Annotated in this window: 12 protein-coding genes; 3 read left to right on the top strand and 9 right to left on the bottom strand. The window is 38.2% G+C overall.

From position 1 onward, the window contains the following. Positions 1–508 precede the first annotated feature (508 nt). The 5 genes from BM057_RS11725 to BM057_RS10275 form a co-directional block, all read right to left on the bottom strand. The gene (locus BM057_RS11725) at positions 509–1,687 is read right to left on the bottom strand and encodes an ABC transporter permease (RefSeq protein WP_177186238.1); all 1,179 of its coding nucleotides are present in this window, start codon (positions 1,685–1,687) and stop codon (positions 509–511) included. Between the two features lie 87 nt (positions 1,688–1,774). Beyond that, on the bottom strand, positions 1,775–2,518 hold the full coding sequence (locus tag BM057_RS11730; protein WP_177186239.1) for an FtsX-like permease family protein: 744 nt from the start codon (positions 2,516–2,518) through the stop codon (positions 1,775–1,777). Beyond that, a complete protein-coding gene (locus tag BM057_RS10265; RefSeq protein WP_092093544.1) occupies positions 2,511–3,278 on the bottom strand; it encodes an ABC transporter ATP-binding protein in 768 nt (255 codons plus the stop codon). Before BM057_RS10265 ends, BM057_RS11730 begins: the two co-directional genes overlap by 8 nt. Positions 3,279–3,862: 584 nt before the next feature. Beyond that, complete coding sequence (locus BM057_RS10270; protein WP_092093547.1) at positions 3,863–4,885, bottom strand: sensor histidine kinase; 1,023 nt, start codon at positions 4,883–4,885, stop codon at positions 3,863–3,865. Position 4,886: 1 nt separating this feature from the next. Then, positions 4,887–5,567, bottom strand: a complete 681-nt coding sequence (locus BM057_RS10275; protein ID WP_047391138.1) for a response regulator transcription factor — start codon at positions 5,565–5,567, stop codon at positions 4,887–4,889. A gap of 291 nt (positions 5,568–5,858) precedes the next feature. Here BM057_RS10275 and BM057_RS10280 point away from each other — a divergent pair, with 291 nt between their 5' ends. After that, entirely contained in the window at positions 5,859–6,677 is an 819-nt protein-coding gene (locus tag BM057_RS10280) for a hypothetical protein (protein ID WP_092093552.1), read from the top strand. A 181-nt stretch (positions 6,678–6,858) separates the two neighbouring features. Here the strand turns inward: BM057_RS10280 and BM057_RS10285 are convergent, their stop codons facing one another. The 4 genes from BM057_RS10285 to BM057_RS10305 all read right to left on the bottom strand — a co-directional run bounded on the left by BM057_RS10285 (position 6,859) and on the right by BM057_RS10305 (position 10,947). Continuing rightward, positions 6,859–7,746: a DegV family protein gene (locus BM057_RS10285; protein ID WP_092093555.1), complete on the bottom strand. Its 888-nt coding sequence runs from the start codon at positions 7,744–7,746 to the stop codon at positions 6,859–6,861. A 650-nt stretch (positions 7,747–8,396) separates the two neighbouring features. Further along, positions 8,397–9,416: a tRNA dihydrouridine synthase gene (locus BM057_RS10295; protein ID WP_092093561.1), complete on the bottom strand. Its 1,020-nt coding sequence runs from the start codon at positions 9,414–9,416 to the stop codon at positions 8,397–8,399. Between the two features lie 107 nt (positions 9,417–9,523). Then, a complete protein-coding gene (locus BM057_RS10300) occupies positions 9,524–9,766 on the bottom strand; it encodes a hypothetical protein (protein ID WP_092093563.1) in 243 nt (80 codons plus the stop codon). A 326-nt stretch (positions 9,767–10,092) separates the two neighbouring features. Next, a complete protein-coding gene (locus BM057_RS10305; RefSeq protein ID WP_092093566.1) occupies positions 10,093–10,947 on the bottom strand; it encodes an LEM-3-like GIY-YIG domain-containing protein in 855 nt (284 codons plus the stop codon). Between the two features lie 153 nt (positions 10,948–11,100). Here BM057_RS10305 and BM057_RS10310 point away from each other — a divergent pair, with 153 nt between their 5' ends. Both BM057_RS10310 and BM057_RS12150 read left to right on the top strand, forming a co-directional pair. After that, positions 11,101–11,364, top strand: coding sequence for a transposase (locus BM057_RS10310; RefSeq protein ID WP_047391124.1), 264 nt, complete (start codon positions 11,101–11,103; stop codon positions 11,362–11,364). Between the two features lie 189 nt (positions 11,365–11,553). Next, on the top strand, positions 11,554–11,735 hold a 182-nt coding region (locus BM057_RS12150), incomplete at its 3' end, for an IS3 family transposase (RefSeq protein WP_143074509.1).

Consider the following 11,735-nt stretch of genomic DNA (forward strand, 5'->3'; position numbering starts at 1 on the left):
GGCGAGTTGGAACGATAACTGATTTGCGGTCCTACTCAAATGGATTTTGTCCGGTGAGTTGGAACGATAACTGATTTGCTGTCCTACTCAATTGAATTTTAGTCGGCGAGTTGGAACGATAACCGATTTGCGGTCCTACTCAATTGAATTTTGTCCGGTGAGTAGGAACGGTAACCGATTTGCTGTCCTACTCAAATGGATTTTGACCGGCGAGTTGGAATGATAGCTGATTTGCTGTCCTACTCAAGTGGATTTTGTCCGGTGAGTTGGAATGATAACTGATTTGCGGTCCTACTCAAATGGATTTTGTCCGGCGAGTTGGAATGATAACTGATTTGCTGTCCTACTCAAGTGAGATTCACTGCGCGAGTTGGAGCGATAACTCCCTTCTCCTCCCAGCTCTGCTTCGTTCTTATTTGTATAATAAAATAAAAGAGCCCTTATCGCATACTCAAACTTCTGAATATGCCATAAGTGGCTCTTTTGTGATTTCTGCTAGAACGTCATGCTACTCAACGATATGGTAGTACACACGTGAGGTGATGTGATAAATCAGCCAGTAAACCAAACTGAATAGCAGCACCACTACAGCAGTAGATAAAAGCAGATAGTGATTATTGGTGATACCAAATAAAACCAATAGTTTTTGAATAATGGGGAAAGCAAAGGCAATATGAATGACCGCTACGATCAGTGGCAAGAAGAACATCCAAACGATTTGGAAACGAGTTGTTTTGCGAATCATCTTCTTGTCCAATCCTACTTTTTGCATGATTTGGAATTTTTCGCGATCATCATAGCCTTCAGAGACTTGTTTGTAATAAGTGATCAAGATTGCTCCAAATGTGAACAACGCGCCTAAGAAGATACCTAAGAATAAGAATCCTCCATTCATGCCGTACCAGTCTTCTTTGTTTTGTTCTCTCGATTCATACACTTGGAAAGCTTCAGAATCTTGTCCATCATTCTCTTTGTTTAATTGTTCGCTGATCTCATTGCGATAGCTTTCTTTTTCATCTTCTGTACCTGTGGTGTTCCAACCGATAATGCCATACAAGCTGGCAGCTGTTGCATCAGGCTGTTCTGTTTGGTAATCCTCAACGATCGATTGGGCTGTATCAAAGGAATCAACCACTAAAATAAGGGTGTCGATCAGTTGCTCTCCTGAAAGATCTTCAATCGTTTCTTTGCTCTTGCTGCTTAGCTGACTATTTTTTAATGCAGCTGTTTTAAACGTTTCTTCTCCGAGGGTCAAGTCGCTCGGCACATCAACATCTTTAGAACTGAAAAATAATGCTTCATTTTCTTTTACTGAAAGATCTTGTTCAATAACATTTGAAAAGTCATCTGCTGAGAAAATGAGCATATTCATTGGCGGCAATTTGCCAGCTTCACTTTTGCTCACTACAAAGGATTGATCTTTAATAGTTCCGAACATTTGTTGATAACGATAATGATGCAAATCTTGAGTAGAAAGTTCCTTCTTTTCCGTTGTTTTCTCAATCGTTGCAAGTGTGTTTTCCATCATTTCATTTCCGTTGTAAATCGTAACATTATTTTCATAAGGGAAACGATTTTCTAACGTTTCTTCCGTTCCAAGGAAAAGGGTCGCTGTCGTCGAAACCGCAATGATGACCATCGTTGCGAGGATCGTAATATTAGCTAAGCCCGTTGCATTTTGTTTCATACGATACAACATGCCTGAGATCGATATGAAAGCATTTGGCCGGTAATACAATTTTTTATTATTTTTCAACGCTTTTAAAATGAAGATCTATCCGGAAATAAATAGGAAATAGGTTCCGGCGATCACCAACAAAACGGCTAAGAAAAATTTCGTTAAAGCAGCGATAGGATCTGAGATCGTCAAAGAGATCCAGTAACCTGAGCCGAGCAAACCGATGGCAAGTAAAAATAAGAAGATAGAACTTTTTGGTTCCTTTTCTCCAGCTTGCTTCCCTTTCATCAGCTTAATGGGATTTGAAAAAGTCACCTGACTGATATTATACAATAAAGCAATCAAGAAAATGACTGCGAAAACACCGACTGTCAGCAAAACAGTGCCAGCTGACAAGGTAAAGTTCATTTTTGCCGGAAAATGCAGCACATAATTCAGCGCTAAAAAGGACAATTTGCCAAGAACGGTTCCTACAATTAAGCCAAGTAGAATGCCAATTGAACCGGTGATGAGCGTTTCTAAAAATAATACCCGTACGACATGCAGCTTCTTCATCCCTAAAATAGCATATAAACCTAATTCTTTTTTACGACGTTTGATCAGGAAACTATTCGTATATAATATGAAAATAAATGAAAAGATCCCGATCACGACGACACCAAAATTGAACAACAGGGGCAGTGTAGATGAACGTTGATGGATAAAGTCATTGTTCAATAAATTGGCCATTAAATAAAACATACTGACGGTTGCCACAGCAGATAATAGATAAGGTAAATAAATTTGCTTATTTGACCGAATGTTGCGAATCGCTAGTTTTCTAAATATCGCATTAGTCATATTGACCACCTCTATTTGCGATCACCATCAAAGATTGGGCAATTTTGTCCATGAATTGATCAACGGTTTGTTCTCCTCGATAAACTTCATGGTAAACTTCCCCATCTTGGATAAAGAGAACACGATTAGCATGTGCAGCTGCGCGTGTACTATGCGTAACCATCACGATCGTCTGACCAGCTTGGTTGATGTCTTCAAATGTTTCCAACAAACTTTGAGAAGATTTTGAGTCGAGTGCGCCTGTCGGTTCGTCGGCTAAAATTAATTTTGGATCTGTGATCAAGGCACGTGCAACAGCAGCCCGTTGTTTTTGTCCCCCTGAAACTTCATAAGGATAGTGCTCGATCAACTTTTCGATTCCCAAAGGTTTCACGATGGGTTTCAAGCGCTCTTCCATTTCCTTTACAGGCGTATTCGATAACACGAGCGGCAGAAAAATATTGTCCTTTAATGAGAAATTATCGAGCAAATTAAAGTCTTGGAAAACAAATCCTAAATCATTTCTTCTAAAATCAGACATTTCACTGTCTTTGATATCAGCTAAAGACTTGCCTTCTAATAAAACTTCACCGGATGTTGGGGTATCAAGTGTCGACAAGATGTTCAGCAACGTTGTTTTTCCTGAACCTGACTCTCCCATGATCGCTACATATTCTCCTTTTTCAATCGAAAAATTCACATCTTTTAAAGCTTCCACCTGTTGTGATGAGAAACGTGTTGAATAAACTTTTTTTAAATGTTTCACTTCTAATAATGCCATATTCTTTTCCTCCTTCATTACGATCCTTATTGTAAAACAAGTTGCTCACTGCTGCCTTTATCTATCCTTACAAATGCTTAAGGTATCTTACAAAAATGTAAGATAGGCCATTTTTTTGGGTTCTACAATATTTAACGTTGGTCTGTAAAAAACCATTTTTTTTAATGCTAAGCTCGTTAGAAACCTATTTCTAGAAATTTCAGGAGGCGCATAGGGCTACTGATAGCCATGAAAAAAGATGCAATGTGAATCACTTAGTGTTAAGCTTTAGCCGTTACACTAAGTTTGAAGCTTGCAAGCATTGAGACGCGATTTTCGGCTCAATGTGTTCTCATGGCTTTCCATCAGTAGCCCATCGACCGTAGGAAATTTCTTTACCATCGTTAAAAGAGGAAGAACCTTTTTTTGTTAAAAACGGTAGAAACGTTGGGTTAGGATCGCACACCTTTATTACTGATTTCTATCCGCTCTTCCATCCCTAAACGAAACGGATGACAAAAACGAGTCTTTATGCTTTCTCTGTTTGCAACAATCCGAAGAACGGTGCCGTTATGTAAAAAAATCTGAACAAATGTGCTCAGATCTTAAAAAAACTTGATTTCTTTGACATCTAGATCAATCGCAACTTTGGTCCCTTTTCCGACTTCAGATGTGATGGAAAGTGGATGACCTAATCGTTTGCTGATTTTTTGACTCAAAAACAAACCTAAGCCGGTGGATTTTTCTTGTACTTTCCCATTCCAGCCTGAGTAGCCCTTTTCAAAAATTCTTGGCAAGTCTTCTGAACGAATACCGATGCCAGTATCTTCGATGATCAGCCGTTTTGTCTGCTTTGGATCCAGGTAGATCTTGATTTGACCTTTAGGAGGCGTATATTTCAAGCTGTTCGAAAGCAATTGCTCTAACAGTACTCTCAACCATTGTTCATCCGTTAAGACATCCAGATGGGTTTCTTGGTAATCTAGCGTGATCTGGTTGTAAATAAATAAAATAGAAAAGGTTTTGATCGTTTTTTTAATGACTTGGTCTAAAGAAACTTTTGCTAAGTCTAAATCTTTTCCAGATTGCTCTAACTTCAAATAACTCAGTGCCATTCGCGTATAATTTTCAATTCTTAATAATTCTTGTTCCAGCTGACGTGTCAGCTTTTTATCCGTAGATTGCTGCAGCACGAGTTGGATAGCTGCGATCGGTGTTTTGATCTGATGCAGCCATAAGGTAAAATAATCTAACTGATCTGCTTCCTTGCTTTCATTTTTCAATGCCTGCTTTTGCCGTTCTTTCAGTAGTTGACGGATCGTTTCTTGATAAAAGGTTTCTGCTGGATCGGAAGGCTTCTCCAGTTTATTTAACATACTTTGCGGTTGTTGATAAAGTTCTTGCAAATAGCGGTAGCGATCCGCATAACGCATGAAAGAAAAAAGTCCAAAAATACCGCCGATAAAGGCAGAGACTTCAACACTGTAAAAATAAAAATTGAATGGCAAACGTCCAAATAAAAAAATCAGACCAAAGACAAAGATCGTCAAGCTATACAGGGCAATTGCGGTTCTTTTACTTTTCAAAAAAGCTTTGGCTATTTTTAAATACTCCCGTCTCGTCGTCATATCATCCCTCTTTTTTCAGGCCGTACCCATAGCCTTTCTTCGTCACAATAAACTTTTCCAAGCCGATTCCTGCTAGTTTCTTGCGCAAGCGGGCTATATTGACCGCCAGTGTATTATCATCAACAAACGATTCATTTTCCCATAGATTGACCATGATCTCTTCTCGTGTCACGAATTCATCTTTATGCAAAAATAATTGCTCAAGGATTTTCATTTCCGTTTTCGTTAATTCAGCTTCTTCATCTTGGTATTGAAGCTTCATTTCAGCTGGTTTAAGGTAAATATTCTGATACGATAAAAAAGGATCACTTTCTTTAAAATCATAGGTCCGTCTTAACAGAGCCTGGATTTTTGCGATCGCTACTGACAAATCAAATGGTTTGCTGATAAAGTCATCTGCGCCCATTTGAATCGCCATTACGATATCCATTCGCTCGCTTTGAGAAGAAATGAAAATGATCGGCACTTGCGAAACTTTACGAATCTCTGTACACCAATAGTAGCCGTTAAAATAAGGTAAACGGATATCGATGAGCACAAGCTGTGGTTCCCAAGCTGTAAATTTTTCCATAATCGCATTAAAATCAGTCACATATTGTGCATCATACTGCCATTTTTGCAGTTCCGTCTGTAAGCTTTGTGCAATCGTCAAGTCATCTTCAATAATCAAAATTTTAAACATAACGTCCCTCCTCAAACTCGTTTTCTATTATACAGGAAACAGCACAGAAAAACTGCCCTCTTGCGTCAGAGCACTTCCTCCCCTTCTCTAGCTTGAGTTTCCTATGGTGTCACTGTCTTTTCAATCGAAAAATTTGTGCCAGCATCGCTTTTTCGAGTCTCTAGGCTAGCAACACGATAATATAACGCTGTTATTTATAATATGTCTATTTTCTTACAAATACTGATTTCATATAGCTATCCTTTTCGGTTTAAGATAAGATGAATAAAAAGGACTAAAAGGATGGTTGGTATGCGACATAAGAAGCGCTTATTTAACATTGGAATGATTTTATCTTTAATCGCGATTTTAATCGTTGTCGTTGCTCTAGGCATGCGACAGCAAAAAAATGGACGTCAACAAGCTGAGGCTGAAGCGGCAACGATGCGAGCAGATCAGAAAGAAGAACAACTGGTTGCTGCAACAGAACGCAAAGAACATCGCTTAGTTTTAATGAATAAAAGCCATGCGACGGAAGCTACGCGTAATGGACTGGAAACCTTTTTCGCTTTGGATGAACAACAACCAGAAGAGCCAGCAAAAGAAGTTGTTGATACGGAACAAATCGAAGAAGAAGACCAGGAGCTTCTATTAACAGAAGAAACCGAAAAGGAAGCAGACGAAGATCAGGTAACTGTGCCAGAAAAAGAGCAAGCTGCGTCAGATTCAAACGCAACAGCTAAAAAAACCACTTCTAGCAAAAATAGCCATACAGATACCCAACAATCTTCCAAGAAGAAAACGTCGAACCGTTCATCTAGTAAAAAACAAACCACTACTAAAAAGCAAAACAATAAAACAAATACGAATAAACAAACGAACACTGATAAAAAAACGAATACTGATAAAAAACCAGAAGCGCCGGCAAAACCAAATCACAACAGCCAAAGTGAAGCTTCAAAAGACTCTGCGACTTCTAGTGATAGTGGAAACAAAACAGAAGCCCCTTCTGATAAAGAACCTTCCTCCGACTCCTCTTCTGCTAATGTAGAAAGTTCAGATTCATCAGAAGTCCCTGAGGAAACGGATAGTACTTCCAGCACCAGCAGCAGCGAAGTAGAAACAGAATAACCATTAAAAAACCTTCTGCTTAAGCAAGGTCTCCAATCGTTAGTGATCATCACTAATAAATCAGAGTCCTGCATAGAGCAGAAGGTTTTTATTTATTTATAACAAGATGACTGCTGAAAATGTCTCCTCTTTTAAACGCTATCGTCAGCAACTGCTTGATGTGTTTGTTTAATACATTGGATTAATCTTTGCGTTCATCTCCATAGAAAAAGAGGGCAACTGTTCCTGGACCGGTATGAGAACCGATAACGGTACCCACGCTGTTGATCACGACAGGGCCATTCAATGAAGGAAATTTTTCTTCGATCAAGTTCGCTACTTTTTGAGCATCGTCATAGCTTGCTGAATGAGAAATGAAACATTTCCCTGTATAATCATTCCCGTTTTCCGCATGTATTTCCATCATTTTAACGATTTCTTCAATCACGCGCTTTTTGCCTCGGATCTTTTTGCGTTGGATCAATTTTCCTTCGTTGTCCATATTCAAAAGTGGGCAAATGTTAAGTAAGGACCCTACTGCTGCAGAAGTAGCCGAAATGCGTCCGCCGCGTTTGTAATGGGTCAAATCTGTTGAAAAGAACCAATGATTGATGCGCAGCTTGTTAGCTTCTGCCCATTGTTGTACTTCTTCGATCGAAGCCCCTTGATCACGCATATCAGCTGCCATGTCGACCAACAATCCATAACCAGATGAAGCGCCTAAAGAATCGACGATCATGATTTTTCTATCTGGATATTTTTCCGCCAATTCTTTGCTTGCCGTGATCGCTGATTGACAAGCTCCTGATAAGCCAGATGAAAAAGCAAGGTGTAAGACGTCTTTCCCTTCTTTTAATAAAGGCTCAAAAAAATCCATGAATTGACTAACATTTACTTGGGAAGTTGTTGGCATCGCGCCTTCTGCAATTTGACGATAGAATTCATCAAACGAGACTGTCTGCCCTAGATCATCCGGATATTCTTTCCCGTCTAAAATATAATGGAAATAAACATAGGGAATCTCTCTTTCTTTAAAATACTCAACAGACATATCTGCTGTAGAACTGCATGTCAACACGTAATCAACCATTTTTTATTCTCCTTTTTTATTCAACCGCTGCCTAAATTTGCTGCCACCCATCTTTTCGGTCGGAAAATGATCGCTTCATTCCGCTATATGAATGACAGACACAAATTTAGCGCTCTAATCTATCATACCTTATTCAATTAGTAAATTACATTTTATTTCTTTATTTGTAAAGTCCTATAAAAGAAAAAGTTGAAAAAAGCTCTTCCATTTTTTGTAGAAAAGATGCTACATCTGAAAAATGGTTCTTCCTCTTTTAACGTTGGTAAAGAAATTTCCTACGATCGATGGGCTACTGATGGAAAGCCATGAGAACACATTGAGCCGAAAATCGCGTCTCAATGCTTGCAAGCTTCAAACTTAGTGTAACGGCTAAAGCCTAACACTAAGTGATTCACATTGCATCTTTTTCTATGGCTATCAGCAGCCCTACTCCTCCTGAAATTTCTAGAAATAGGATTTTAACGAGCTTAGCAGTAAAAAAATTGATTTTTTACAGACCAACGTTAAATATTGTAGAACATGAAAAAGAAGAAACAAAAAAAGGAAAGAGAAAAGAAATCTGTTCTTTTCTCCTTCCCCATTTCATAACCAAAAAATAGACTGCTATTTATCTTTACCCGTCCGACAGCATCTCGATCGTTAGCTGCGACCTATTGCTGTTGCTCGCCGACTGCAACGGAAAGACGTTCTTGTTCTTCCTCATCTTTGAGCTGTTGTTCAAAATGATCAAGCATCGAACGTACTTCATCTGTCGATTCTGTACTCATCAATTGATTTCTTAAATCGCTGGCGCCTCTAAATCCACGCACGTAGATCTTGAAAAAGCGTCGCAACGGTCTAAATGGACGTGGTTCCAACTCTTCTGAATATTTATCGTGAAGGTTAAGTTGTAAACGCAAAAGATCAAGCAATTCTTTGCTGCTATGTTCTTTTTGCTCTTTTTCGAAAGCAAATGGGTTCTTAAACACGCCTCGACCGATCATGACGCCATCTACACCATATTTTTTGATGAGTTCCATTCCTGCTTGTCGATCAGGAATGTCTCCATTGATCGTTAAAAGCGTGTCTGGGGCAATCTCATCCCGCAACGCTTTAATTTCTGGAATCAATTCCCAATGGGCGTCCACATTGCTCATTTCTTTTTTCGTACGCAAATGGATCGAAAGGTTTGCAATATCTTGTTTCAATAAATGTGCCAACCATTCATGCCATTCTTCTATGTCTGTATAACCCAATCTTGTTTTTACACTTACAGGCAAACCGCCCGCTTTAGCTGCTTCAATGATATCAGCCGCAACCTCTGGACGACGGATCAGACCGCTTCCCTTTCCTTTTGGTGCCACATTAGGTGCAGGGCATCCCATATTGATGTCTATCCCTTGAAAACCTTGTTTGGCTACCCCGATACTCATTTGACGAAAGTATTCAGGTTTGTCTCCCCAAATGTGAGCAACCATTGGCTGTTCATCTTCTGTAAAGGTTAAACGGCCGCGTACACTTTGATTTCCTTTAGGATGGCAGTAGCTTTCTGAGTTTGTAAATTCAGTAAAAAACACATCTGGTCTAGCTGCTTCGCTCACGACATGCCGAAACACCACACTCGTCACATCTTCCATCGGCGCTAAAATAAAAAACGGCCGCGGCAAGTTACGCCAAAAATTATTTGTCATATTCAAATTTCAATCCTTTCATTGCAGGACACCGACTCAGTTTTCTTCCATCAAAAATAAAAAATCCTCAGTTTTGAATAAAGAAAAGGTGCTGAGGAAGAAACGTTTTAGGATAGCGAGACTGGTGCATTTTTCAATTTTCTACTATACATCTTCGGGAACTCTCTTGTCAATAGCAGATAACGTCTTGTATGTGTCAAGTTTTTGATCACTTGATTTATATGAGAAAAGATATCGCCTACTAATTCAGCGAATAAATCGTACATATAGAGCTGTATCAACTCATCTGTCCTAATTAAATCGCTTGATTCTTTTATTATTTCATATAATTTTGTTATAATTTTATCCATAAGAAGGCTTCTTTTGTTTATGTATTTGCCGCTCAGCATACATTAATGATAGAACGCCTTCTTTCTTTTTGCTAGTAAAAAAATAAAAATTATCTCGAGAACTATTTTACACATACAAAATTTCCTGACAAAGAAAAAAATTCTCTAAAACAACAAAAACATCATGCTGTTTTAGAGAAAGGTTTAATACGTTCATTCGATTTTTTATAGAAGTATAACCTTAATCTGTATTTGTCTTGCTTTTTCATACAGTTGAATGGACTTTATTTTTTTGTCAGCAGCACAACACACTCGATATGTCATGCTGGCAACATATCAATTGATAATTATGTATTTGAAATGTGGTTTGAATGCTTGTTAATATAAACTATTGACTGACCATTCCCAAATTTTAAATCATATAACGCCCTTTGATATACCCCTAATACTTTCATTGTATTCTCACTCTGCGACTTTGAGTGAAAACAAAAACGTCGTCTGCCTTTTTCATCAATACCTGATTCAAATCCGGACACTTCATAAGCCGATACCACTGTATTATCTATCCCCGTATTGATTCCTAAAATATATTTAACTTTTTCAGCATTATCTTTCGCAACTACCCAATTCCCTAACGTTCTAGATTTAATATTTTGGTCATCTCTATCATAAAAAGAGTAGTCATACGTTTCATCCTTATCTAACTGGAGAGAATCTGTTATCTTGACAGCAAGTATAAGTTTATTAGTTTGAATTTCATTTATGGACAATGGGACACTGCCAAACTGCCTTTCCAAATCACTAACTTCAATCCCTCTTACTCCATGGCCATTCACCTTATTTGTTAGATTTATATCTGAAAAAAAGTTAAATAAATTTATCAAAGTATTCTCACTCGCGAATGCTTCTCGTTCTGATAACCAATAATTTATAATTACTTTTTTAATTTGGAATCCTTCAGCTTTAATATCTCTGATTCTATTAATTTTTAAGTCTTCTGCTTTGTCTTCATTTTCTAATATTAGTTCTAACTTTTTATTAAAGGCTGCTTTCTCGTGATTAAAGACACGATTTCCCTTTCCTTTCCCAATGTAGAAAATCTCATCTTTGTTATTTCTACTATCCACCAAACAGTAAATGTAGAACTCTTTTCCTTTGTGCATATTTAGATATGACATTACTCTATCTGAAAAATTCTTCATCGCATTTTCCTCTTTATCATTTTTTAATTTGCAATGGATAATTTACTACTTAAAATATTAATCAATTAAATAAGGGATATTCAAATGATGTTAGGATGATTTCATGGACACGATTTGGTAGAATTTTACTGCTAAGAAAAGGACGTGTCCAAGATGGTAAAAGCCAAGAAAAAATTTGATGAAAACTTTAAGAAGATGATCCTTGATTTAAACCAGTCAGGCCAATCGGTCGAGGAACTGGCAGCGCAATATGGTATCGCTACACAAACGATTAATCGCTGGAAGAAGCTTCATACAAAGAATGAAGCAATCGGCATGACTGAGGTAGAAATCCTAGCAATGAAAAAGGAACTGGCCCGCATGCAGGAGGAAAACACCATCCTAAAAAAGGCTTTAACCATATTCGCTCAAAAGTAAAAACGAGTGATGTCTTCGAATTTATTCAGTCAAATGCTCATGATCATAACGTAAAACAAATGTGTACCGTTTTGGAAGCACCAAAATCCAGCTACTATGACTGGAAGAAAAAGAAGCCTTCCAAGCGCCAAACAGAAAACGAACGCTTAAGTCGCTTGATTTCAGGGATCTACCTTTGAAAACAAGGGTATCTATGGTGCGCCTAAAATTCATAAGATTCTTGTTAGCCATGGCGAGACCTTGTCCCTAAAGAAAGTACAAAAACTGATGAGAAAGTTGGGCTTACGTTCAATCACCCTGAAAAAGTACAAGCCTGGCAAGCAAGCGAAAGTGAAAAGTGAAGGACGCAAAGACCTGTTAAACCAAGATTT

It is taken from the genome of Pisciglobus halotolerans, from assembly GCF_900113675.1.
Classification (GTDB): domain Bacteria; phylum Bacillota; class Bacilli; order Lactobacillales; family Carnobacteriaceae; genus Pisciglobus; species Pisciglobus halotolerans.

Bases quoted from the DNA above. Each gene is read 5' to 3' on its own strand.
- BM057_RS11725 (WP_177186238.1), bottom strand. From the start codon at position 1,687: ATGAAACAAAATGCAACGGGCTTAGCTAATATTACGATCCTCGCAACG.
- BM057_RS10265 (WP_092093544.1), bottom strand. From the start codon at position 3,278: ATGGCATTATTAGAAGTGAAACATTTAAAAAAAGTTTATTCAACACGT.
- BM057_RS10285 (WP_092093555.1), bottom strand. From the start codon at position 7,746: ATGGTTGATTACGTGTTGACATGCAGTTCTACAGCAGATATGTCTGTT.
- BM057_RS10305 (WP_092093566.1), bottom strand. From the start codon at position 10,947: ATGAAGAATTTTTCAGATAGAGTAATGTCATATCTAAATATGCACAAA.
- BM057_RS10270 (WP_092093547.1), bottom strand. From the start codon at position 4,885: ATGACGACGAGACGGGAGTATTTAAAAATAGCCAAAGCTTTTTTGAAA.
- BM057_RS10295 (WP_092093561.1), bottom strand. From the start codon at position 9,416: ATGACAAATAATTTTTGGCGTAACTTGCCGCGGCCGTTTTTTATTTTA.
- BM057_RS10280 (WP_092093552.1), top strand. From the start codon at position 5,859: ATGCGACATAAGAAGCGCTTATTTAACATTGGAATGATTTTATCTTTA.
- BM057_RS10310 (WP_047391124.1), top strand. From the start codon at position 11,101: ATGGTAAAAGCCAAGAAAAAATTTGATGAAAACTTTAAGAAGATGATC.
- BM057_RS10275 (WP_047391138.1), bottom strand. From the start codon at position 5,567: ATGTTTAAAATTTTGATTATTGAAGATGACTTGACGATTGCACAAAGC.
- BM057_RS10300 (WP_092093563.1), bottom strand. From the start codon at position 9,766: ATGGATAAAATTATAACAAAATTATATGAAATAATAAAAGAATCAAGC.
- BM057_RS11730 (WP_177186239.1), bottom strand. From the start codon at position 2,518: ATGACTAATGCGATATTTAGAAAACTAGCGATTCGCAACATTCGGTCA.